21 protein-coding genes are annotated in these 23,225 nt (G+C 40.9%); 8 read left to right on the top strand and 13 right to left on the bottom strand.

The window, feature by feature from the left end; genetic code table 11:
- Positions 1 to 2: 2 nt before the first annotated feature.
- The 3 genes from FQ087_RS11680 to brnQ form a co-directional block, all read right to left on the bottom strand.
- Positions 3 to 755: a C40 family peptidase gene (locus FQ087_RS11680; protein WP_149580605.1), complete on the bottom strand. Its 753-nt coding sequence runs from the start codon at positions 753 to 755 to the stop codon at positions 3 to 5.
- Positions 756 to 1,392: 637 nt separating this feature from the next.
- A complete protein-coding gene (locus FQ087_RS11675) occupies positions 1,393 to 1,740 on the bottom strand; it encodes an SCP2 sterol-binding domain-containing protein (protein ID WP_255452241.1) in 348 nt (115 codons plus the stop codon).
- Positions 1,741 to 1,822: 82 nt separating this feature from the next.
- Entirely contained in the window at positions 1,823 to 3,133 is a 1,311-nt protein-coding gene (gene brnQ, locus FQ087_RS11670; protein WP_255452240.1) for a branched-chain amino acid transport system II carrier protein, read from the bottom strand.
- A gap of 1,114 nt (positions 3,134 to 4,247) precedes the next feature.
- On the opposite strand from brnQ, the gene FQ087_RS11665 reads away from it, so the two are divergent.
- Positions 4,248 to 5,561: an NAD-dependent malic enzyme gene (locus tag FQ087_RS11665; RefSeq protein ID WP_149580603.1), complete on the top strand. Its 1,314-nt coding sequence runs from the start codon at positions 4,248 to 4,250 to the stop codon at positions 5,559 to 5,561.
- Between the two features lie 197 nt (positions 5,562 to 5,758).
- Here the strand turns inward: FQ087_RS11665 and FQ087_RS11660 are convergent, their stop codons facing one another.
- Genes FQ087_RS11660 through FQ087_RS11650 form a run of 3 tightly spaced genes read right to left on the bottom strand, consistent with a single transcriptional unit; the run spans position 5,759 to position 8,087 of the window.
- Entirely contained in the window at positions 5,759 to 7,414 is a 1,656-nt protein-coding gene (locus FQ087_RS11660; RefSeq protein ID WP_149580602.1) for a b(o/a)3-type cytochrome-c oxidase subunit 1, read from the bottom strand.
- The gene (locus tag FQ087_RS11655; protein ID WP_149580601.1) at positions 7,414 to 7,917 is read right to left on the bottom strand and encodes a cytochrome c oxidase subunit II; all 504 of its coding nucleotides are present in this window, start codon (positions 7,915 to 7,917) and stop codon (positions 7,414 to 7,416) included. The genes FQ087_RS11660 and FQ087_RS11655 overlap by 1 nt, the downstream gene beginning before the upstream one ends.
- 23 nt (positions 7,918 to 7,940) lie before the next feature.
- On the bottom strand, positions 7,941 to 8,087 hold the full coding sequence (locus FQ087_RS11650; protein ID WP_149580600.1) for a cytochrome c oxidase subunit 2A: 147 nt from the start codon (positions 8,085 to 8,087) through the stop codon (positions 7,941 to 7,943).
- A 306-nt stretch (positions 8,088 to 8,393) separates the two neighbouring features.
- On the opposite strand from FQ087_RS11650, the gene FQ087_RS11645 reads away from it, so the two are divergent.
- The gene (locus tag FQ087_RS11645; protein WP_149580599.1) at positions 8,394 to 9,095 is read left to right on the top strand and encodes a glucosamine-6-phosphate deaminase; all 702 of its coding nucleotides are present in this window, start codon (positions 8,394 to 8,396) and stop codon (positions 9,093 to 9,095) included.
- Positions 9,096 to 9,583: 488 nt separating this feature from the next.
- Here the strand turns inward: FQ087_RS11645 and FQ087_RS11640 are convergent, their stop codons facing one another.
- Positions 9,584 to 9,886 carry a hypothetical protein gene (locus tag FQ087_RS11640; protein ID WP_149580598.1) on the bottom strand — a complete coding sequence of 101 codons (303 nt, stop codon included), beginning with the start codon at positions 9,884 to 9,886 and terminating at the stop codon, positions 9,584 to 9,586.
- 216 nt (positions 9,887 to 10,102) lie between these two features.
- Here FQ087_RS11640 and FQ087_RS11635 point away from each other — a divergent pair, with 216 nt between their 5' ends.
- A complete protein-coding gene (locus FQ087_RS11635; RefSeq protein ID WP_149580597.1) occupies positions 10,103 to 10,594 on the top strand; it encodes a C40 family peptidase in 492 nt (163 codons plus the stop codon).
- A 534-nt stretch (positions 10,595 to 11,128) separates the two neighbouring features.
- Here FQ087_RS11635 and FQ087_RS11630 read toward each other — a convergent pair.
- Together FQ087_RS11630 and secA2 are read right to left on the bottom strand one after the other, a co-directional pair.
- Positions 11,129 to 12,031 (bottom strand): accessory Sec system S-layer assembly protein, encoded by a 903-nt coding sequence (locus tag FQ087_RS11630; protein WP_149580596.1) that lies wholly within the window; start codon positions 12,029 to 12,031, stop codon positions 11,129 to 11,131.
- Positions 12,028 to 14,391: an accessory Sec system translocase SecA2 gene (secA2, locus tag FQ087_RS11625; RefSeq protein WP_149580595.1), complete on the bottom strand. Its 2,364-nt coding sequence runs from the start codon at positions 14,389 to 14,391 to the stop codon at positions 12,028 to 12,030. The genes FQ087_RS11630 and secA2 overlap by 4 nt, the downstream gene beginning before the upstream one ends.
- 349 nt (positions 14,392 to 14,740) lie before the next feature.
- Between secA2 and FQ087_RS11620 the strand changes: the two genes are divergently transcribed.
- Positions 14,741 to 15,784: a glycosyltransferase family 4 protein gene (locus FQ087_RS11620; protein ID WP_149580594.1), complete on the top strand. Its 1,044-nt coding sequence runs from the start codon at positions 14,741 to 14,743 to the stop codon at positions 15,782 to 15,784.
- A 152-nt stretch (positions 15,785 to 15,936) separates the two neighbouring features.
- Here the strand turns inward: FQ087_RS11620 and FQ087_RS11615 are convergent, their stop codons facing one another.
- On the bottom strand, positions 15,937 to 16,992 hold the full coding sequence (locus FQ087_RS11615) for an LCP family protein (RefSeq protein ID WP_149580593.1): 1,056 nt from the start codon (positions 16,990 to 16,992) through the stop codon (positions 15,937 to 15,939).
- A gap of 145 nt (positions 16,993 to 17,137) precedes the next feature.
- The gene (locus FQ087_RS11610; protein WP_149580592.1) at positions 17,138 to 17,770 is read right to left on the bottom strand and encodes a YigZ family protein; all 633 of its coding nucleotides are present in this window, start codon (positions 17,768 to 17,770) and stop codon (positions 17,138 to 17,140) included.
- A gap of 153 nt (positions 17,771 to 17,923) precedes the next feature.
- Between FQ087_RS11610 and FQ087_RS11605 the strand changes: the two genes are divergently transcribed.
- The 4 genes from FQ087_RS11605 to FQ087_RS11590 all read left to right on the top strand — a co-directional run bounded on the left by FQ087_RS11605 (position 17,924) and on the right by FQ087_RS11590 (position 21,011).
- Entirely contained in the window at positions 17,924 to 19,081 is a 1,158-nt protein-coding gene (locus FQ087_RS11605; protein ID WP_149580591.1) for a sensor histidine kinase, read from the top strand.
- A 27-nt stretch (positions 19,082 to 19,108) separates the two neighbouring features.
- Complete coding sequence (locus tag FQ087_RS11600) at positions 19,109 to 19,783, top strand: response regulator (protein ID WP_149580858.1); 675 nt, start codon at positions 19,109 to 19,111, stop codon at positions 19,781 to 19,783.
- 75 nt (positions 19,784 to 19,858) lie between these two features.
- The gene (locus FQ087_RS11595) at positions 19,859 to 20,428 is read left to right on the top strand and encodes a VirB8 family type IV secretion system protein (RefSeq protein WP_149580590.1); all 570 of its coding nucleotides are present in this window, start codon (positions 19,859 to 19,861) and stop codon (positions 20,426 to 20,428) included.
- Positions 20,429 to 20,654: 226 nt separating this feature from the next.
- A complete protein-coding gene (locus FQ087_RS11590) occupies positions 20,655 to 21,011 on the top strand; it encodes a YhjD family protein (protein ID WP_149580589.1) in 357 nt (118 codons plus the stop codon).
- Between the two features lies 1 nt (position 21,012).
- On the opposite strand, the gene FQ087_RS11585 is transcribed toward FQ087_RS11590, so the two are convergent.
- On the bottom strand, positions 21,013 to 21,540 hold the full coding sequence (locus FQ087_RS11585) for a competence protein ComK (RefSeq protein ID WP_149580588.1): 528 nt from the start codon (positions 21,538 to 21,540) through the stop codon (positions 21,013 to 21,015).
- 420 nt (positions 21,541 to 21,960) lie between these two features.
- The gene (locus FQ087_RS11580) at positions 21,961 to 23,127 is read right to left on the bottom strand and encodes a M20 family metallopeptidase (RefSeq protein ID WP_149580587.1); all 1,167 of its coding nucleotides are present in this window, start codon (positions 23,125 to 23,127) and stop codon (positions 21,961 to 21,963) included.
- Between the last annotated feature and the right edge of the window lie 98 nt (positions 23,128 to 23,225).

Here is a 23,225-nt window from a genome sequence, read left to right as displayed (position 1 = left end):
TATCAGTTAAGCTGATTAAAACGTTTAAATCCTGTGAATTTATCTTTCCAGTAAACTGAATTAATTGAAGAAATTTCAACTTTCTCCGTAGCGGCATGGATGAAGTTACCTTCACCTAAATAAATTCCAGCGTGCGAAATGCCACTGCGGTATGTGTTTTCAAAAAACACCAAATCGCCTGGTATAGGCTCGTCCACACTAAATGAATTGGAATGCATACCAATTGTATCAAGTCTAGGCATATCAAGTCCTGCCTCGCTAAATACATAGTTAATGAATCCGCTGCAGTCAAAACCCTCTTTATTTACACCGGCCCAAACGTAGGGTGTTCCCAAAAGTGGAAGTGAAATATCGACCGCATTAAGTAAAATCTTATTGGAAGTAAGAGTCGGCTCCGTTGGCTTCGCGGTTGTTGCAACCGCATTCTTCCATGAGTTAGTTGAAGAAGTTTCTTTTATTACAGTGACAACTTTCTTATTTACTGTTTTTGATGGGGATGAATTGACTGTTCCTGGTTTTTGACTAACCATACCTTTTAAAGAAACGGCCAATTTTTGATTGGTTTTAATTGAATCGGAAGCAAGGCTATTTAAGCTTTTCAATTCTTCTACAGTTAATTTATGCTTTGTAGCGATTTTCCATAGCGTGTCACCGGGTTTGACGGTATATGATTTAGTTGCTGCTTCCGCACTCCCGACAAAGATAAACGTCGCTAGGGTAAACGTCGCCAGCACAGAAAAAACTTTCTTCTTCATCTATTTTCCCCTCTCCACGACAAACAGTTCTATATATGTATTCTATCTGAATAATAGAACTAGAACAATAGACTGTTTAATTACATTTGCGTTACAATTGTGTTGCAGAAGTATTGCGGAAGGGGGTATTGGACTATTTATATATGTTGATATAAATAGTTTCGTTGAATACGCTTCGGCTGCCCCTTGTAAGGCGCCTTAACATAATTATCATAAGTATTTATATATATTGAGATAACCGAATGACTGTTTCTAAATCTGCTGATTGAACGGTATTATAAGATTTATATAAAGAACATCCATCAATTATTTTGTGTTTACCAAAATAATTGAATCGTTTTACTGTCCTGTTTTATCTAATAGGGGAGAAACGGAAAGATTGTACATTTTTCGGATTTTTATGGACCTTATGCAGAAAATACAATGCTTTATGAAACACTTAAAGGGGTAAGAAATATTAAACTGAAATTGGTCAGGTGCCCGCAACACCGTATCAAGAGGGTATAAAGGCAATGTTGAAATGGATGATGGAAAAAGAGTTAGAGGAAAATAAGGAAGTCACTACAATAAAGCAATAGATAATTTTATGGCAATATAAAACCGGCCCCCGTTTTATGCGGAAGCCGGTCTATTTTCTTCAAAACGAATACTGTTTCAATAAACTTTCTAGCTTTAACGCAAAGCCAATATTCCCTTTAACTTTGAGTTTCCCCATCATAAAGGCAGCAGTCGAATTCAAGTTGCCAGCAAGCAATTTCTTGAAATCACTCACACTCATCGTTAGTGCGCAATCGACTTCCCCAGGATCACCGGTAATCGTTTCGGCTTTGCCATCAGCTAACTTTAAGCCATATAGACCGCCATCTTCCCCGGATAGATTGAATGAGTAGGTGGTAGCCATCTCTTTTATTGGACCCGGTTCCTCGTTCAACTTTTCATCGATTTTAAGCCAAATAGCTGCCATTGTCATGTCATGAAAATTCATCTTCGCTGGACACTCCTCCAAAATACTGAATTATCATTCAGTATAACTTAAATTGGAAAGAAAAACGGGTTAATTCCGAAAATTAAAAACGTTTTGAGCGTAACGCATTAAGTACAATGCCAATAAGGCCACCGACAATCGCTGGCAAGAGCCAACCAATCTGCTGTTCATAGAGCGGAAGATGAGCAAGCACATCATTCACAGGTTTTATGTCGATTCCAGCACTTTTTAATCCGTCAAAGATACTCACAAAAGCAGTTGCTAGAAGCGCTAAGATATAGACTATTGGTTTTCTGTCAAACGATTTGTCGATGAAGGACATAAGCATCAGAACAATGGCAAGTGGGTAGATTGTTAGCAGAACCGGTATTGAAATAGAAATAAGCTGCGTCAATCCGACGTTTGCAATAATTGTGCTGAATCCCGCAAAAATGAAGACATATGTCTTATATGAGTTTCGTGGAAATACCTGCTTAAAATACTGTGCACATGCTGAAACGAGACCGATTGATGTTGTTAAACAGGCGGAAACAATCGTTAATGCCAGAATAATCGTTCCAAATGGCCCGTACAAAACAGTTGATGCGAGTGCAAGAACTGAGCCCCCATTATCTTGTAACCCGACAACATTGACACTCGTTGCACCAATATATCCAAGTGATATGTATACAACCGCTAGTCCGACAGCGGCAACAAGTCCTGCAAAGACCATGGATTTCATGACAGCGCGGTTTTCTGTTACGCCTTCAGCTTTAAGTGCGTTAATAACAACGATTCCAAATACAAGTGCCGCAATGACATCCATCGTTAAATATCCTTCAACAAAGCTGCGGAAAAACGCGTTCGTTTTAAATTCACCTTGAGCTTGTCCGATTTCGCCCATAGGCGACACAATACTTTTCACAGCAAGTGCACCAATGACTAAGAATAGTATAGGTGTCAATACTTTACCGATACGATCGACAAATTTCGCAGGATTCAGTGCAAGCGCAACTGTGATGATAAAGAAGATAATCGTAAACAATACAAGTGGCCAGCTTGAGCCGGAAACACTATCAGGCAAAAACGGGAGGATCCCGATTTCATATGAAACAGTTGCTGTTCGCGGAATACCGAAAAATGGCCCAATTGCCATATAGACAATCATTGTGAAGATAATTCCGAAATAAGGGTTGACCCGATTTGCGATAGTTTCTAAGCCGCCACCTGCATTAGCAATTGCGAGAACTGCAATTAGAGGTAATCCGACTCCTGTAATTAGGAATCCTATCATAGCAATGAAAAGCTCGTCTCCCGCCATTTGTCCTAGAAGTGGTGGGAAAATAATATTACCAGCACCAAGAAATAAAGCAAATAGCAGAAGCCCGAGCACAAAATTTTTCTTTAAAGACAAGTAAACTGCAACTCCTTGTGAGAATGATGTAACAAAATTCATTACTTTTGATTATAACTGAATGGGGGGGTAATAGTCTAACAAATTCGACAGTATTCCGAGAAAATTGTCGAATATTGTAGACTATTAAAAAGAGATAGAGTTTGATGTTTTTACATTATTAATATACATGGTTTAAAATATCATTCAAGTTCCTTATATGCGGAGAATATATCACGTCTGCTTAATAACCGAAAGTAACCAGATATTAGCTTGATTACCCCCTGGCCGCTACTTGTATAGTAATGCTTTTTGGATCGCTTGGATTGAATGACTTCTATATAACGATGACCGTTATGTCTGGTTGTCCTTCATCCGTCGCGCTCCAAATGGATACGTACACAGAGTGCTGAGGTTTTTTGGGACGAAAGAATAGAGGCGCATCTACATGGAGAAAAGCCGCCAAAGATGCAATTTTGGCGGCTGATGCTTTCTCTGTGGTTTTTTCTTACTTAATTTAAAGATGTGTCACTTTCTATAAGGCATCACAAGCTTAGATGCATAATCTTTACTAAAAGTAAGCAAGGAACGCATTGTACAACGTGCAAGAGTGCCTGAAATTGCATCTTCGGGCACTTATACACTCCATAGAATGTCATCTATTCTCAACAGTATTACTGAAAAGAGTATGGCTAGAAGTGACGGAGTCTTTTCCAGTCACATTTAACCCCTGGTAAAGATACAGTTATCATTTCGTTCGAAGCGAGCCGAAGTGGTATGGAATGGAATTACTCATGTCATCTTTATAGCATTGTCGTTAAAAGTGCTTTTGGATTTTCAAAGTATAAGTTTTTGACACGGAACAGAGTCTAGACTTCAGGTGACAACTTTTTGGATAATAAGTAGTCCGGAAAGTTCCAAGTCCGTTGCCTTTTCGGAGGGATTGAACTCCATACTTCCTAATTATCGAGTCTACCAAGGCGATCGCGATTTTCATATAAATGGGGATGATATGCTTTATTCTAGCGGAAATGTATAAATTTGCGATTTATTATGTCCAAAGTCATAAAGTGTTTACGACCTGGTCCTAGACGTGTAAAATGGGGACTGGCTAGTATAATCAGGAGGTTTTATAATGGAACAAGTGCAATTTATGCGTAATCTAATTATCGAAACACCTTCAGTACCCGGTAATTTTGCGAAAGTAGCGTTAGCTATTGGACAATTAGATGGAGATATTGGTGATATTCAAACCATAAAAGTGGGTACATTATCGACGATTCGTGATATTTCAATTCAATGTTCGAGCGAAGAACAATTGATGAAGATTGTCGAAGCGGTTAACCAAATTGGAGCAGGAATTAGCGTTCATGCGGTAACAGATGATGTGTTACAAGCTCACGAAGGCGGAAAGATACATATGAAAGGCCGTATGGAAATCCGCTCGTTAGGTGATTTGCGACGTGTCTACACACCAGGCGTTGCAAACGTTTGTGAGCTTATTAAGAATGATCCAGAACAGGCGAAATATTTCACAGGAATCTCAAACACCGTCGCGATTGTGACGGATGGCACAGCAATTCTGGGTCTTGGTAATATCGGACCTGTCGCTGGAATGCCAGTAATGGAAGGAAAAGCTGTCCTATTCGATCAATTCGCGGGAATAAGCGGCATACCTATTTTGCTCAATACTAGTGATCCAGATGAGGTTGTAGAAACAATCAAGCATATTCAGCAAGGATTCGGCGGAATACTGCTAGAGGACATCGGGTCGCCGCACTGTTTTGAAATTGAAGAGCGGTTGAAAGCAGAACTATCGATTCCAGTCATGCATGATGACCAACATGGTACAGCAGTTGTGACATTGGCATCTGTATTGTCTGCATGTAAACAAACTGGTGTGAAAATCTCGGATTCTGTTGTCGGACAAATCGGGCTTGGTGCTGCAGGTCTGGCGATCAGCCGTATGCTGATGAATTATGGCGTGAAAGAGATGCGTGGTGTCGACCGTAATGAAGTTGCACGGGAGAGGCTTGCTGAACACGGTGGCACCGTTGTAGATTCACTTGAAGAACTGATGGCGACATGTGATATTATCGTAGCCACTACAGGCGTTTCCGGACTTATTAAACCTGAAATGATACGAAAAGGGCAAATTATTTTGGCTTTGTCCAATCCAAACGCTGAAATTTCACCGGAAGATGCACTTGCAGCAGGCGCGGCATTTGCAGCGGATGGCCGTCTCGTCAATAATATTCTTGGTTTCCCAGGTATTTTCCGCGGTGCGCTTAATGCGCATGCAAAGGAAATTACGTATCCGATGCTAATCGCTGCTGCACTAGCGATTGTTGACAGCACGAAACCGGGCGACCTTGTTCCTCATCCACTCGATCCAAACGTTCATCTCAATGTAGCAGCTGCAGTTGAACGAGTAGCAAATAACTTATAATTGATAAAAGCCTCTTACCCGGGAGAATTTAGGCTGGGTAAGAGGCTTCTTTTTATGGGATAACTAGAGTAGGATTTTCCCTTACAAGTAGATAAATCGCTACGTCTGTTGATTCACGATAATCCAACCTTAAGAAATCAAAAATAACCTAGATCTCTGGACAGGACCCTGAGATCTAGGCTTTTTCATTCAAATTTTCATCTACCAATTAGCCAGTCGAATGGCGGTGACCCTGGTGGAGAATGTTTCATTATATCAATAACAGGAATTGTATAAGCGAACAGAATTAATGCAATTGTAATTCCGATCCACAAATACCAGTTTTCGAGAATTTTGGGAGTAGGCTCTGCATTATCTTCTTCTACGGCAATCGGATATTCTTGAACGCCGCGTGGTGCGAAGAATGTAAGCTGGATGAAAATATAGACCATCAATAGAATACCGATGAATAGAATTGTTCCGCCGACTGCTTGCGCAATCTGGTAATTGATCCATGTGGCAACTTGTTCTCCGCCTGCATATTCGGAGAAGCTAGAACGACGGGGGCCGCCTAGTAATCCTTGGATATGCATAGCACCTGACATAATTGTCATACCGAATGTCCAAATAAAAGTCTGGATGATTCCGAGTCTGTTCAACCGTGGAGTCAGTCTTCGGCCAGTCAAATGAGGAACAAGCCAATACGTAATCCCGAAAAATGTCAGAATGACTGTTGTTGCAGCAGTTAAATGGAAGTGACCTGTAACCCAAATTGTATTATGAACAAGCGCATTCATTTGGTGAGATGCGTTTACAATGCCGCCTGCGCCACCTGGAATGAATGCAGCCATCCCAATGAATGGTGCTAGGAATCGTACATCTTTCCATGGGAGCTTCTTGAACCAGCCAAATAAGCTCTTATAGCCTTTTCGTCGGCCTGTTACTTCAAATGAAGCGAAAATCGAGAACGCTGTCATCAATGATGGAACAACAACCATGAAAGTCAGAACAACTTGAATGAATTTCCAAGTAGGGTCAATACCCGGTTCTGTCAACTGGTGATGGAACCCGACCGGAATTGAAAACAATAGCAATAGGATGAAGGCCATTCTAGCAAGTGAATCACTGAATAGCTTTCCGCCGATAATCTTAGGAATGACGACATACCATGCCATATAAGCTGGAAGTAACCAGAAATAAACGAGTGGATGCCCGAAATACCAAAATAGCGTACGGCTTAGTAACACGTTGATTGTTTCTGTGTAGCCGAGTGACCAAGGGATGAACATAACTAGGACAGATGTTGCTACGCCAATTGTTGCGATGAACCACATAAGCATATTAATAATAACCATGAATGCTGGTAATGGTGATTTTTCACCTTTATGTGCTTTTTTCCATACATAAAGCTGATGGAAGTTGACGAATGCAGCAATCCAGCTACCGATAATAACGAGCGCTAAACCGATATAGAATGCCGGATGAGCCCGAAGTGGTGCGTAGAACGTATACAATACGGATGCTTCACCAACAAGAATCGTAGTAGCAGCCATTATAGTTCCAATCACCATGACCCAGAATGCTAGCCATGCGACTTTCAACTGTTTATCCGAAATTCCGACTGTTTTCCCCATGAGAGAGAATTGGAAGCCGATAATGAAGAAGGTAGTTAAGACAAGGCCAAGGATTACGCCGTGAACGGTCAAGAGTGTATAATAGTCGATATTGAACGGCAATTTGAATTTGCCGGAGCGTACAAATGTCTGTAATAGACCCATCAGACCTCCAATTAAAAGGGAGATGTAAGTAACCCACATGTATGCCATATATAAGCTGGATTCTTTTTTAGAAAGCGGTAATTGAACTTTAGTCATTACTCATACACCTCCACTGTTCCGAACATCTGGTGGTGACCGATGCCGCAGTATTCGTTACAGACAATCGTGAATTCGCCTGTATTCTTCATGACAGCTTCGTAACGGCTGATGTGGCCGGGTTCAACCATCATGTTGACGTTCGTTCCGGCTATTTGGAAGCCGTGGACAACATCTTTTGTTGTAATTTGAAAAAGAACGGTAGAGCCTTTTGGTACACGAATCGTTTTAACTGCATCGCCATCTTTGTCTTTCCCTAAATCATAGTTGAACGCAGAAGCAACGATGTTGACTTTATACTTACCGTCAGCCACTTCACTGATACCGAGGTTTTCAGGTTTGAAAGCCTCGTGCGCTTCAACATTTTGTGGATCGATGGTTTCTATATGGCTTTGCGGGTGCGTCCCTTTCCAGAAAGCAGCCAAGCCGATAATAATTAGAAATAGAACAAGTGAAGCCATTCCGAAAGCGAGCCAAATTTTTTCATATTTATGCAGATGCATATGTAGACCTCCTGATTTAGTTATTATCTAGATAAAAAAAGTGCGTAAAATCCGAACCAAGATACCAGAATGACGACTCCCAACAGCATGACGGCAATGAAAGTCCCTTTCAAATTATGTGTAGGTTCATTCGAATTGAGCTGATGTTGTTTTGGATTTCTTTTCCCCATTGTTACACCCCCTATTCCCGGCGAAGTGAATTCGCCGTCTTACTTATATCATAGTCTCAAGGATTAATATGGGAATTAGGGAAAACCCTATGCCGAGGGATGTAAGACGAGATTTTACAAATTGTTCACTCTTTCTTCACACTTCTGACGACTTTTTGCTGGTTATCTAATATAGGTCGTGGGATGTGCGTGAAAAATGGAAATAGTGGGGAAGTGGTATGTTTAGTCCCATTAAAGTTGACCAGACTGTTTGGGGAAATTACAATTAAGCGTGAGCAAAATCTTATCGAAAGTTGGTTGATCTATATGAATAATCTAAAAATCATAAAAGTTGAAAACCCGGAGCAAGGCGCAGAAAATGTTTGCGAAATTATTAAAAACGAACTTGAAAGTGGACGTCTAAATGTTCTTGGTTTGGCGACAGGAAGCACTATGATTCCTGTTTATAATAAATGGACTGCATCGGATCTTGATTTCTCAAATATTGTCACTTTTAATCTGGATGAATATATCGGAATTCCAGAATCAAGTCCGCATAGCTACGCTTATTTTATGAGCGAACATCTTTTTGATAAAAAAGAATTTAGAAAAACAAATATTCCTGATGGAATGGCAGAAGACTTGGTTGAAGAATGTGAAGCTTATGAAGATCTTTTATTAGAGTACCCACTCGATATCCAGCTACTAGGGGTAGGGGAAAATGGTCATATCGCTTTCAATGAACCGGGAACTCCTCTCGATTCGGTCACGCATGTAGCACAATTAACGGAATCGACATTAGGTGTGAATAGCCAGTACTTCGAAAATGATGAAAAGATTCCAGAAACGGCTATAACAATGGGAATCAGCTCGATTTTAGGTGCGAAAAAACTGATTTTATTAGCATTCGGTGAAAAGAAACGCGCAGCTATCACGAAATTGCTTGAAGGTAACGTAACTGCTCAGTGGCCAATTACAAAATTATTGGACCACGACGATGTAATCATCATTACGGATTTAGAAATTTAAGTACGTCTGTTGATTCAACAAAATTAACCAGTAAATAATTTGATCAGTCCCTGGGCGTTACTTGTGTAGTTGCGCTTGGATTGAATAACATCTTTTACGATTACCGAGATGTCTGAATGTGTAGGGATGTGGCTTTGTCGCATCCCTACACATTTTTTTGTATGGTTGTCCTTCATCCGTAGCGCTCCAAATGCATTAGTACACAGAGTGCTGATGCTCTCTCTATGGTATTTTCTTATATAATTTAAAGTCATACATGCCCCTCGAGGGAGGAATGATTGCAATTCCTTCTTAAATCTGTCACGTTTATTTCGCCGAGAGCGAGCCAAAAATGTTCCAGTGAAAATGGAGGTTATCAATCCCTTTTCACTAGAGTTTTATGTGAATAAATGTTTAATAAACAGACCTGATATTTAAATTAAGTTCAAATAAAAGGAGAGTGCCTACAGCTAGTAGGCACTCTCCTTTGTCGATATAGAAAAAACAGGTTATTGTCGATCGTGATCCAATGCAGCAATAATAGATCGACTATCACCAACTTTTTCAGAACAATGTTGTTGTTCTATTTTTTTTTGCATAAATCTTCTTTCCTTATTAGATTTCCCAGCAGTCCGCTCCTGGTCGGATGCGTGAAAACGACTATCTTCTTGAATGGGTTCATAATCACCTGCTGCGTGATCGAGATTTGGATCATGGAAACAGCTTCTAGTGTTATGTTTCGTGTGGGGTTTTTCTGGTGCTTTAAGAAAAGACTCTTTCGTTTTATCTAAAATGTCATCTTCATGTCTCACTTCAATCGCCTCCCATTAAATTAGATGCTACTTTACAAAATTCCCGTTCTAAAAAAACTATAAACCCCATGAAATGACAATCGTATTTCAATAATCTATTATAATTCAAATAGTGTAATAGAATTGTTACGTAATTGTAATGTAGAAGTTGTTTAAAGCGTGTTAATGTTGTAATAGATCATTATTTCAGATAAATTAAGCCTTTGGGGGAAGAGTATGAAACTTACATTTACGCTAAAAAAGACAATTTTAATGATAGCTATGTCATTTCTATTACTCGTCGCACCTTTCGTTGGGAAAGTCGAAGCTTCATCCAAATCGGCTGACATTTTACAAACTGCAACAAGCCTCATTGGCGTAAAGTACAGTTATGGTGGGAACACAACAGGTGGCTTTGACTGCTCAGGCTACGTATCATATGTGTTCAAGCAACATGATATTAATGTATCGCGTACTACCACTAGCATGCACGCATCAGGAACTCCTGTTAGTAAAGACGATTTAGAAACTGGGGACCTCGTATTCTTCAACACGTCAGGCAAAGGGGTTTCACACGTTGGTATATACATAGGTGATGGTAAATTTTCGCACGCATCAACATCAAAAGGTGTACGCGTTGATAAGTTGAGCGATCCTTATTATTGGGGTGAACGCTACGTAGGTGCAAAACGCATCGCGGGCGTAAACGCAGTTGCTTCAGCTAATTAATACTAAAAAACGACAGAGATGAGCGGCCTTAATAGGACACTTATCTCTGTCGTTTTTATATACAGAAAGTCACTTTGTTGATTAACTAAAAATAACCGGAAAACAATTTATTCAAACACTAGGCATCCCTCCTTGTCGCCACAGGATACGGTGACAAGAGAGGGGTGTCTTCTTTTTTCGCCATAAGCCTGTCGCATCTTAGAGAGTGCCGTGCGATTTACTTGATAAGAGGAAGTATTGAATAAAGCATATAAACTAAGTATAGGTACATTAGAAGGGGGAGCCTGAGCCCTCCAAACAGCGAAGGGCCGGGTCTATACAATATAATGCAAAATAGCAACTGGCGCCGGGGGAGGCGTCCCTGAAGCGTGACTTAATGGGAATCACTCAATCTAGCTATATAGAAAGGCTACACATCCGAATCAGAAAGTACCTGATTCGGATATGCAGCCTTTTTTGTTGTTTAGGAAGCTATAAAATCTCGTGTAGTGGATAAGGGAGCTATTCTACGTCTAGACTCCAGCGCTTTAGATTTTAAGCATTTTGTTGTGGTACACGAACTGTCCAACGTGACAAGTCTGGCTCGTCTTTTTGAATCAATTCTTTTGGATAGATGAATGTCCATGGTTTTGATGTGTTGGCCTTCACAGAAAGCGGATCAAGAGCGAATGAGCCGCTGGCAACTAAATCACCAGACGCGTCAATCAGTTCAAGAGGAAGTTTTTCGATGTTGATTTGTTTCGAATGACCGTTGCGGATAAATACAGACGCTGCGATACCGCCGTCATCCTGCTGTTTAACTTGGAATCCACTAATATTTACTTCACGTGGTTTCAATTTCGGAAGTCCTTCGACGACTTTTGCAAGACCATCTTTTTGTTCTTCCGTTAAACCATCTTCCCAAGCTTGTTCCAATTCTAGTTTGTGTGGCACCATTGACTGGACGTTAAACGCTAGTTTCCAGTTTTCTGTAGGTGGTTGTTCTACAAAAATATTGTCTTTCGTAAATACGAACACCCAAGGTCTTGCGCTGCACGCTGGGATATCACCAAGTTCTTTTAAATCGAATTCATCGGAAGCGAGCGTTTTTCCTTCTTCGTCTAGTAGCATTAGTTCGACTGATCCAACGGAAATCTGTTGGTCTAGTGAAGAACGGAAAAATGCTTTTACGAGCCAGCTACCGTTAGCAGGTTCGACGTCAATGTCGATTCCGGAAAGGGAAATCTGGTTCGGTTTAAGTGGTTCAAGTTCATTCGAAAGGAAACGAAAAACATACTCCTGCTCCTGTGGAACGTCCCATTCAGGATGAATAGAGAGCGTTGTTTCGACCTCATCCGTGTTTGTCGATGCATTTATACCGTCAATGATTTCTTCGGAACCGATGGTACTATCTGACCCTGTCTTTTCGGTTTTCTTGAAAAATGAGAAAAGCTTCATTGTTGTACCTCCTGTTGTTCCGTAATAAGTTTCATAAAGCTAATGACTTCAGATGCAATGCTCCGGCGTAACTTTTGATAATGACGTCCGAATAATTCAAGTCCTTCACGCTGATAGATACGCATCGGATCTTCTTGACCATATGAACGGAGTCCGATACCTTCTTTTAAGCGTGTCATTACCTCCAAATGTTTAACCCACATCGTGTCAATATGGGATAGCATTACTTGCGGAATCATTTGATTGACCCGTTCATTATCTGCGAATGACTCGATAAAGCTAAGCAAGTCATCGAGTGGCGCATCATATAGTTTTAGAATGTCTGCCGTCTTTTCCATCGTGTGTGAAATTGCGACAGGTTCCAATAACAGGCTGTTCATTGTGCGCTCAATTCGTTCGAAATCCCAGTTGTCTGAAGGTTCTTCATCCGGGCAACTATCGTAGACGACGAATTCTACTGTCTCTGAAAGCATAGTTTTCAATTGTTTCAGGATGCCTTCACGGTCTAGGACGTTATTACGAAGTGTGTAGACGACTTCACGCTGGTCGTTTATAACGTCGTCGAGTTTTAAGTTGTATTCACGCATTGAATAATGGGCGCCTTCTACGATACGCTGCGTCCGTTCTGTCAGTTCGTCCACTTCGGGATTCTGCACGAGACCGTCCTCATCTGTAGTGACTTTCTTGAGGAACTTCTCAAGTTCTTCTTTGGCAAATCTCTTAAACATATCATCTTCAAGAGATAGGAAGAATCTGCTCTCGCCATGGTCTCCTTGTCTTCCCGACCGACCACGTAACTGGTTGTCAATCCGACGGCTTTCGTGTTTTTCTGTACCGAGTACGAAAAGTCCGCCGATTTCTTCAACCTCTTCACCTAGTACGATATCCGTTCCGCGTCCGGCCATATTTGTTGCCACTGTAATTTGACCGAGTTGTCCTGCTATGGAAATAAGATCTACTTCCTGTTCGACACTTTTGGCGTTCAGTAAGTTGTAAGTAAGTTTGTATTCATTTAAATACTCTACTACCTTTTCAGATTGTAAAATGGATGTCGTACCGACAAGGACGGGTTGCCCTTTTTTATTGCGCGCAGCGACTTCTTTGGCCATCGCTTTATATTTTTGATCGATAGTTTTATAAACTTGGTCAGGTGAATCTAAACGTGCGCGCGGGCGGTTTGTTGGAATCTGAATGACTTCCATACCGTACACTTCACGGAATTCTTTTTCCTGTGTTTTAGCAGTACCTGTCATCCCGCAAAGTTCTTTATACATACGGAAGTAGTTTTGGATTGTAATTTGTGCTTGCGCTTTGTTTTCCTCAGTGATTGGCAGTCCTTCTTTTGCTTCGATTGCCTGGTGTAGACCATCGGAAAGTGTGCGGCCTTCCATAATTCGACCTGTGAACATATCGACGAGTTCAATCTTGTCTTCTTTTACAATATAGTCTACGTCGAGTTTGAAGATAACGAGTGCACGTAATGATTGAATCATATAATGATAGAGGGTTTGGTGCTCTAATTCATATAAATTGTCAACACCAAAAGCTTTTTCTACTTTTTCGATTCCGGTATCGGTAAGTGAAGTCGCTTTTGTTTCCTCGTCAAAATCGAAATCGACGCCTTTTTTAAAACGTTTCGCAAGGCGTGCTGCAATATAATGAAGATCAGCATCTGCTTGCATTTTACCAGCAACGATTAATGGTGTTTTTGCTTCATCTACTAAAATGCTATCTACTTCATCAATGATAGCGAAATGGTAGGGACGCTGAACTTTTTGCGCTACTTGCTGAGCCATGTTATCACGCAAATAGTCGAAACCGAATTCAGTTCCTACACCATATGTAATATCCGCATTGTAAGCGGTTTGTTTTGCCGGACCTTGCATCATTGGTACATTCAGCCCGACTGTGAGGCCAAGAAAACGGTGAATCTGACCAATCTGCTCATAGTCGCGTTTCGCGAGGTAGTCGTTCACTGTAATAACGTGGACACCTTTACCTTCAAGTGCACGTACATACGATGGCAGGGAAGCGACAAGCGTTTTACCTTCTCCTGTAGGCATTTCAGCAATGTTTCCTTCTGTCATAACGAGTCCGCCAATAAGTTGAACATCGAAATGACGCATACCAAGAATTCGCTTAGACGCTTCGCGAACGACAGCAAAAGCTTCGGGAATAATGGATTGGATTTTCTCGCCAGATTGGATTCTTTCTTTAAAAGTATCTGTCATACTTGTTAGTTGTTCGTCGGACATAGTTTCATATGTAGCTTCTAATTTATTTATTTGTATGACAATCTTTCGGTATTTTCGAAGCTGTCTCTCGTTCGTCTGATTCGAACGCTTGAATATTGATAGCATTGGATGAACGCCCCTTTTTTCGATCCCTTAAAAGGACCCGTCCCTATTTTACCAAATAGAATGGAAAATGACTACCTTGAGATGAAATCGACATATAAGGAAGAAGAAGGAATGGGATAGCTAGGGGAAGAAAAGGGAAAGATAAGATAAATAAAAGCGCATGGCGCCTTATCAGATGTGAAAGCTGTGTGTTGTAACTCATTCACAGTACGATATTAAAAAATGCCCTAAGCAACAAGAAAAGAAATAATTATAGTAAAGAGTTATCTAGTAAAGTGCTTTATTTGCCTATATATGCTATGATACTGTTGGTTTGATAAATTAGCGATTTACTATAGGGAGGAAGGACATGTTATTCCTTGCAATGGCTGCTGCACTTCTAGCTTCCATCTTACTTACTCCACTCGTCATTAAATTGGCATTCCGGATAGGAGCGGTCGATCGACCGAATTACCGGAAAGTACACGCGTCTGTTATGCCGCGAATTGGCGGTCTTGCAATATTTGGTGCTTTTCTAATCGGCTATGCAGTATTACTTCCGAAAAATGAACATGCCGCTGGTATACTTATCGGTGCTGTTATTATCATCGTTATGGGGTTTCTTGATGATATGCTTGAAATTACCGCGAAAGCTAAACTTGCTGGACAATTGGCTGCGGCTTTTGTCGTTGTCGTATGGGGCGGCTTACACATTGAAGTCATCAACTTACCATTTATTGGAGAATTCGATTTTGGTTACTTAAGTATTCCAATTACAATTATTTGGATCATCGGTATCACAAATGCAATAAATCTTATAGATGGATTGGATGGACTTGCGGCGGGTGTTTCGACGATTGCACTTATTACAATCGCTGTTATGGCGATGATAATGGGAAATGTATTCGTTGTTGCAACAGCATCTATTCTTGCGGCGAGCTCACTGGGCTTCCTAATTTACAATTTCCATCCGGCAAAAATCTTTATGGGAGACACCGGATCCTTGTTCTTGGGCTTTATGATTTCGGTTCTAGCATTATTAGGATTCAAGAACGTTGCTGTCGTTTCATTGATTATCCCAATTATTATATTGGGTATTCCAATTTCTGATACGTTCTTCGCAATTGTTCGCCGTATACGCACGAAACAGCCCATTATGGCACCGGATAAATCACATTTACACCATTGCTTACTTCGTAGCGGTTTTTCACATAGGCAGACTGTATTGATCATTTATGGATTAGCAATTCTGTTTGGTGTAGCAGCTGTGTTGTTCTCGCAAGCTACAGTATGGGGAGCAATCTTGCTTATTGTCGTTATGCTTATCGCAATTGAACTATTCGTGGAAGTAATCGGTCTTGCCGGTACGAACTATCGGCCATTGTTGAATCTCGTACGATTGATTGGGAAGTAGAAAAAAATGCAAGGCGTCATTTAGCGCTTTGAAAATAGACAATAGCAAGAACGGCCATATACCTTTTCATTAAGGTAGTATGGCCGTTTTTTGTTGAATTATGTATAGAAATTAAAAAGAGCCAGGCGTATTTTAGCCTGGCTCTTTTTAGATCAGTCATTAAAACTATCTTCTAAAGCTTCTTCCGTGGAACCGTTCATTTTCGAACCGCTGTCAGTCAGAATAGACGAGTCAGGGCTAAGGCCAAGATGTACTTTCAAAAGTTGCTTCACTTCAGCTAAGTAGGTCTCGTCAAGCTTCCAAAAATAAGTACCTGTGGACATATCGTCGTAGCCTTTTAAACTAAGCGTTTCGACTTGAGGTAGTCCACCTTTTGCATACTCCAAGAAAGATTTCATTACATCGTATGTCATATCAGTTTTCATGTTGTCGCCAACTGCTTCAATGACGTCACCGTACTTCGTTATTGATTTCACTGAAACGGCTTCTTTCATGATTGCCTGCAAAATCATTTGCTGCCGTTTTCCACGTTCGACGTCGGTATCGAGTTTACGCGTTCGTGCAAGTGCGAGGGCGTGTTTACCGTCAAGATGCTGCATACCCTTTTTTAAATGAATTGAATACTTATCGTTTTCGTCTTTTTCAGTTCGATCGTATGGAACCTCAACATCGATTCCACCAACTGCATCAACGACATCAATGAAAGCATTGAAATTCATTTTCACGTAGTAGTCGACAGGAATCTCGAACAATTCTTCAACCGTTTCAATTGTTGCACGGGTTCCTCCGAATGCATGGGCATGGGTGATTTTGTCTTTGTATCCGACTTCTGGTATGTAAGCATATGAATCACGTGGAATACTAACTAGTTTCACAGTTTTGTTATCCGGATTCAAAGTAGCCAGTAGAAGGGCATCCGATCGGCTGTTACTGTCCCCTTGGTGGCGCGCTTCACTGTCGTCGACACCGATGAATAGAATTGAAACATTGTCGTTCGCTGGCTCAACTTTTACTTCGCGAATCTCGGATTTGGGGCGGTCAGGAACTGCTTCATATGCACGAACCGCCATGTTTTCCGCCTTTTTCTGTAGTGAAGTAGCATATGCCACAACAACAAGAAATAAGGAAAGTGTCAGAAGGAGCGCAACTTTTATGGCTAAACGCTTACCAGATGACTTTTTCTGTTTTTTATAATCTGTTCTTTTCATATCTAGAGCCTCCGAAATCGGCTATGTAAAAATACATAGCTAATTATGTAATTGACACAACTTGTCAAAAAGTAGAGATGGTGTTGCTATGTTACTCTCAATACACAAAATATCCATGATTTTCCCTATTATACTATTTAATTAGTTATCTGTCGAATTCTAAAAATTCGCTAGAAGTCGACATAATTTCGGCCTGCCCATTTGTTAGTTCAGCTATCCATGCAGTAAAAACAGTGGTTTCTGCCACTGGAATGTATACGAAGAGGTTGACACCGTCCGCGTAAGAAATTTCTTTTAACGGATAAGCGGATTGTCTCACCTCGTTCTCAACTTTTCCTAGCCATGTATAGTCAATTGTTATTTTCATCAGGTGATGAAGTTTTCTTTCGACTGTGCCAGTTGCTGTGATGCCCTCAGACGTTGCTCGTCCGTATGCGCGGATCAAACCACCACCGCCGAGTTTGACGCCTCCAAAATAGCGTGTTACGACGATGACCGTGTCTTTTAGACCTTGTTTTTTCAAAACCTCAAGCATAGGCACGCCTGCCGTACCGGTTGGTTCGCCATCATCATTTGCTTTTTGGATAGTATCATGTTCGCCAATCATATATGCAGAACAGTTGTGTGAGGCACTGTGATGCTTTCTTTTGATTTCTTGAATGAAGTTGAGGGCCTCAACTTCCGTTTCCGCACGCGATACATAGGTGAGGAACCTTGACTTTTGGATGACCAATTCACTTTCTCCGTATTCTTTTACTGTGTAATAATCTGCTCGCATTTGCGGCACCTCCATCAAATGTAATACAATCTTAATATCCATCGGGCGCTATGATGCTATACTAAATGAAGTATGCAAGGAAATCAGTATTTCTGAAACATTTCTTATTAGTGTATATGTACTTTTTTAGGCTGTAGGCGGGAGGGAACTTAATTGAAAGAAAATATAGTTGATATCCAAACGCTGGAAAACGTCTTCAATAGCATGGTCCGTGCTATGGATCACTCAAAGACCGATATCTTTATTATAAGCGAACAAAGCCGCCAAAGCTTTGAAGAAATGGAAAAAGAACTCGCGGTGGTCAAGAGTGACATTTCCCAGGCAATAACCGAAGGCGATTATTTGGAAGGTATGACTCGCCATTCACGCCGACGTCTTGCCGATGTTTCGAAGAACTTCATGAAATACTCAGAAGAACAAGTGAGAGAAGCTTATGAAGTTGCAAATGACTTACTTGTCCGGCTATCCATTAGCCAAATGGAGGAGAAACAGCTACGTGCTCGTCGGGACGATTTATCCAGACGACTTGCAACTCTGCTTGAAACAATCGAACGTGCGGATCACCTTGTCAATCAAGTGGCGACCGTTATTAACTATTTGACATCGGATTTGAAAAATGTTGGTGAAGCGCTGGAAACTGCAAGGCACAAACAGGATTTCGGTATTAGAATCATTCAGGCACAGGAAGAAGAGCGTAAAAGGCTTTCACGTGATATTCATGATGGACCTGCTCAAATGTTGGCGAATGTACTGATTCGCTCTGGATTGATTGAAAAAGTGTATGTTGAAAAGGGTCCTGAATCTGCACTGATTGAACTTGCAGATCTAAAAGTGATGGTGAGGAATGCGCTTTATGAAGTCCGGCGTATCATTTATGATCTCCGGCCTATGGCGCTTGACGATCTTGGTCTAATTCCGACATTGAGGAAGTATTTGTCGACAATTGAGGAATATGAAAAAGGTGTTGAAATTCATTTTCAAAATAGTGGGCAAGAGCAACGATTTCAAACGAATTTTGAGGTCTCGGTCTTCCGACTTGTACAAGAATCAGTATCAAATGCACTGAAACATGGTAAATCGAAGGACATTTGGGTGAAAACTGAATGGCTTCGCGATATAATGAATATCATCATTAAAGATAATGGGCAAGGATTCGACCAGAACGAAGTGAAAGATAAGTCGTTCGGTTTGATCGGGATGCGAGAACGAATTGATTTGTTAAAAGGAAGTATGACAATCACTTCAAAGCCTGGGAATGGTACGACGATTCATTTCCAGATTCCGCTTCGGAGTGAAATAATCGACTGTTAGATAGATGAGGAGGAAATGACTTTGACTATTACTAAAATATTAATTGTAGATGATCACCAATTATTCCGTGAAGGGGTAAAGAGGATCCTTGATTTTGAAAATTCTTTTGATGTTGTTGCTGAAGGTGATGACGGCAGCGAAGTAAATGAGCTTTATAGACAGTGCGAACCGGATGTTGTTCTTATGGATATTAACATGCCGCGTATGAATGGTGTCGAAGCGACTGAAAATCTTGTCCAAGAGTTTCCAGACGCGAAGGTGATTATGTTGTCGATTCATGATGACGAATCATATGTATCACATGCGCTGAAAACGGGTGCACTTGGTTATATGCTAAAAGAGATGGATGCAGATGCAATCATTCAAGCTATTAAAGTCGTTGCGATGGGCGGTTCATATCTTCATCCGAAAGTGACACATAATCTTGTTACAGAATTCCGCAGATTGAGTGAACGCGAACATAAGGGATCGTTCCAGCAAAATGATATCCGCCGGCCATTCCATTTACTTACAAAACGTGAGTGTGAAGTGTTGCAATTATTGACGGATGGGCAAAGTAACCGGACAATCGGAGAAACGCTATTCATTTCCGAAAAAACAGTTAAAAATCACGTCTCAAGTATTCTGCAAAAAATGTCCGTAAATGACCGGACACAAGCAGTTGTAACTGCTATTAAAAATGGTTGGGTCGAAGTGAAATAAACCGGACTTTTTTCAATAAAAGGAGGAAGGCCTTCCAGTTGGAGCGGCCTTTTTACCTGTTCAGGAGGAAAAAAGATGAAGAAAATGCTTGTACCTATAAGTATGTCAGTCCTTTTACTGCTTGGCGCGTGTAGTAACGATGAGGGGAAATCTAATGGAAGCGGCTCGGTCGATGATGGAGAGGCAGCTAATGAAAACAGTGCAATTGATCATGGAGTCGATGACAAAAAAGTAGGTTTTAGCTTGGAGGGAGGAGCGGTAGAAGAAGCGACTGGCGTTCCGGCTAAAGAGAAAGAACAAATTTTGTCTGCCTTTAATGAATATGTGGATACGTTGAATGAGCAAGATGTTGAGGGATATTTGAATACATTGTCTGCAAAAGACTATGATATCGAAGAAGAACGTACCATTACGAAAGATCTTTTAAGTGAATACGAGTTGAATCGTGAAGTGTCGAACGTAACGATTGTAAAGTACTCCGACACGGAAGCTCAATTGTTCTCGAACTTGAAGACATCATATAAACAATTATCTACCGGTCTTGAGACGAATCCGAACGGTAGACAAGTTACTGTCTTTACGAAAAATGACGGCGACTGGAAAGTAGCATCTGTACATTATATCGGCGATGAAGAGGGAAAATAAGTTTGAGTATAAGACTTTCGGCTTTGATAGCTGAGAGTCTTTTTCTTTTGGTGTTTTTTTGTGAAAAGGTAGTAGTATTTTGAGAATCTGTCGTAACGGTGAGTCCGACGTACAGTTTTCTTAGTCCACGTAGAACTTCCGGAAACTTCTAGGTTGTTTTTTTGGCGATACGGGCATACAATTATAATGAGAACAAATGTTCTTTTGAGAGGGAGGGGTGATTGGAATGCCTTTAATACCTGCGGAGGCATTACCGTATTTTGAAAACATGATTTATTTACCGATGCTACTGATTATATTGGAGAGAGATAGGGATGCATTTGAAAAAGGTCCCTTCAAATTGAAAGGACCCTATGTCAAACTTGTTGACGAGGCAACGAAGGTTGCACGTGCTGAACTGAAAGAAACCACCAATTACTTACGTCGCCATAATATGAAGGTCATACGCAACAAAACCGATGCCACCTTCACTGAATATGTATTCATGCACGAAGGTTATGAAGACCACAGACGTTATTTGAACGTCCGTCTGCGTAATCGGACTGAGGAACTGTTAAGCGTTTACTTCACGGTAGCCGAGTAAGTCATTCCTCGTCGGAGTCGTAAAAGTTTTTGAATGAGGAGGGCCTGTTCAACTGACTTTGCTTTTTATAAAAGTTTTTTTCAAGAAGAGTGGCCACCGAATATTGTCGATACATTGTTGCAACCGAAATATCCACCTTGATGATACGATTATTTTCCAAAGTGATAATACTGCTCATGCCGTCTGCCTCTATATTATCAATCGCACTATATGACACCCAGACATTCAGTTCGGAAGTTGGTGACATCGTAGGCAGAAAGATATATGGTACTCCGAAATCATGAGCTACAATTATTGGTGTTTTATGGCGTCTTCCAATTGCCAACTTTGCTGTATTTATTGAATTTCGAAATGAGCCCCCGTAATAATCGCAAGACTTCCTAACAATGTGAATGGGTTTTCGTGGAACAATGAATTCGCCATTCCGTTCAATTACATGCGTTGACACCTTATTGTCTTTAACGACGGGTTGCAGCATAAAAGTATCGAAAGAGACAATATAACTACCTGTTCGCTTCTTTTTATCCAAATTAATCCACTCCTTATAATTTTTTTGTTGCGACTGTATAAATTATATTATAAATCAGAAAATTTAAAATGCAACCATTAATGTGGATAATTTGAACTATTTCACCAATTAGTGCTATTAACTCATCAAATACGACATTTGATTGTAAAAAAATATAGATTGAGATAATAATCCCACACAATAATGCTACTTGGATGTCTTCCGCCAGGATCAGTAGTTCCTTTGCGTTTATTGTTTGATTTCTGCAAAGGACACAGAAATTGTATAAGCCGGACCCTTTACTTTTGGCTCTGGCTAGCTAGACACTATTCCATGTCCAAAACGTATTCATTCTTATCTTTCAAAAAAAGCTTTCCCTCTTAGATTTAAGAGGGAAAGCCATCGTTTTACGTATAGATTTTGGGCGCCGGCCGTTTTCGTTTACGAATTTTGGAAATCGATAGCTGCTGCACCGAGTGTTTTCGCTGCGAGAAGCATAGCGCTTTCATCAAAATCGAATTTAGGGTGGTGATGCGGATAGGGATTTTCCGGTTTGGCACCTGTGATGAAAAATGTACCTGGAACTTTTTCTAAGTAGTATGCAAAATCTTCGCCGCCCATTTGCGGTGTCGATTCGACGACAGATTCTACATTAGGGATGCCTTCAGCCACAGTTTTTAGGAATTCCGTCTCAGCTGCATGATTGACGACGGCAGGGTAGCCGCGTACGTACTCGAATTCGATTACACAGTCATTTGCAAGCGCGGTTCCGTCAATGACACGTTTCATCTCACGTTCCATTAAGTGACGAATTTCCGGGTTGAAAGTTCGTACCGTACCGCCCAGTTTTGCTGAATCGGCAATGACGTTAAATGCGTTTTGAGCAACGAATGAACCGATGGATAACACTGCAGAGTCAATTGGATTGACACGACGTGAAACGAGTTGCTGTAAATTCATGACAAGCTGTGAACCGATGATAATGGCGTCTTTCGTTTGATGTGGAGCTGCACCATGACCACCAGCACCTTGAATTGTAATATCAAAACGGTCAGCTGCTGCCATAGCAGGCCCGGCTAAATATTCGATTGTTCCTGAAGGTGTCAGAGACCATAGATGTGTCCCGAAAATGACATCGACCCCATCAAGACAACCATCTTCAATCATCGAAATTGCACCACCTGGAGCAAATTCTTCTGCGTGTTGGTGGATAAAGACATATTCGCCGGCGAGGTCTTCATGCAATTCATGGATGGCTTTTGCAAGTTGAAGCAAAGTAGCAGTGTGTCCATCGTGACCACAGGCATGCATGACGCCCGGAACAGTCGATTTATAGGGTACATCTTTTTCATCTTGAATTGGTAGTGCATCAAAATCGGCACGCAGTGCAACCGTCTTGCCCGGTCTTCCACCTAAAACCCGTGCGACTACACCGTTGCCTCCAACCCCTTTGCGTACATCAACCCCAAGTTCGGCATAAAAATCATATATGTATTGCGCAGTTTTTTCTTCCTTAAAAGATAATTCTGGATTCATGTGAAGATGGCGGCGAATAACGACCATATCCTCATAATGGCTATCGAGTTTCTCAAACAGTTGCTCTTTCAATCGACTACCCCTCTCTAAATGTTACTAGTTAGAATGTTTCTACTTCTATTATACCAAACATTCGATTATGGACAATGAAAGGTATAAAAAAGTGGAGA

This window comes from Sporosarcina sp. ANT_H38, assembly GCF_008369195.1.
Classification (GTDB): domain Bacteria; phylum Bacillota; class Bacilli; order Bacillales_A; family Planococcaceae; genus Sporosarcina.
This window is presented reverse-complemented; position numbering and strand designations above follow the sequence as displayed.

Bases quoted from the DNA above. Each gene is read 5' to 3' on its own strand.
- FQ087_RS11630 (WP_149580596.1), bottom strand. From the start codon at position 12,031: ATGAAGCTTTTCTCATTTTTCAAGAAAACCGAAAAGACAGGGTCAGAT.
- FQ087_RS11635 (WP_149580597.1), top strand. From the start codon at position 10,103: ATGAAACTTACATTTACGCTAAAAAAGACAATTTTAATGATAGCTATG.
- FQ087_RS11590 (WP_149580589.1), top strand. From the start codon at position 20,655: ATGCCTTTAATACCTGCGGAGGCATTACCGTATTTTGAAAACATGATT.
- FQ087_RS11615 (WP_149580593.1), bottom strand. From the start codon at position 16,992: ATGAAAAGAACAGATTATAAAAAACAGAAAAAGTCATCTGGTAAGCGT.
- FQ087_RS11665 (WP_149580603.1), top strand. From the start codon at position 4,248: ATGGAACAAGTGCAATTTATGCGTAATCTAATTATCGAAACACCTTCA.
- FQ087_RS11680 (WP_149580605.1), bottom strand. From the start codon at position 755: ATGAAGAAGAAAGTTTTTTCTGTGCTGGCGACGTTTACCCTAGCGACG.
- FQ087_RS11610 (WP_149580592.1), bottom strand. From the start codon at position 17,770: ATGCGAGCAGATTATTACACAGTAAAAGAATACGGAGAAAGTGAATTG.
- FQ087_RS11650 (WP_149580600.1), bottom strand. From the start codon at position 8,087: ATGGGGAAAAGAAATCCAAAACAACATCAGCTCAATTCGAATGAACCT.
- FQ087_RS11675 (WP_255452241.1), bottom strand. From the start codon at position 1,740: ATGAATTTTCATGACATGACAATGGCAGCTATTTGGCTTAAAATCGAT.
- FQ087_RS11660 (WP_149580602.1), bottom strand. From the start codon at position 7,414: ATGACTAAAGTTCAATTACCGCTTTCTAAAAAAGAATCCAGCTTATAT.
- secA2 (WP_149580595.1), bottom strand. From the start codon at position 14,391: ATGCTATCAATATTCAAGCGTTCGAATCAGACGAACGAGAGACAGCTT.
- FQ087_RS11655 (WP_149580601.1), bottom strand. From the start codon at position 7,917: ATGCATCTGCATAAATATGAAAAAATTTGGCTCGCTTTCGGAATGGCT.
- FQ087_RS11595 (WP_149580590.1), top strand. From the start codon at position 19,859: ATGAAGAAAATGCTTGTACCTATAAGTATGTCAGTCCTTTTACTGCTT.
- FQ087_RS11645 (WP_149580599.1), top strand. From the start codon at position 8,394: ATGAATAATCTAAAAATCATAAAAGTTGAAAACCCGGAGCAAGGCGCA.
- FQ087_RS11620 (WP_149580594.1), top strand. From the start codon at position 14,741: ATGTTATTCCTTGCAATGGCTGCTGCACTTCTAGCTTCCATCTTACTT.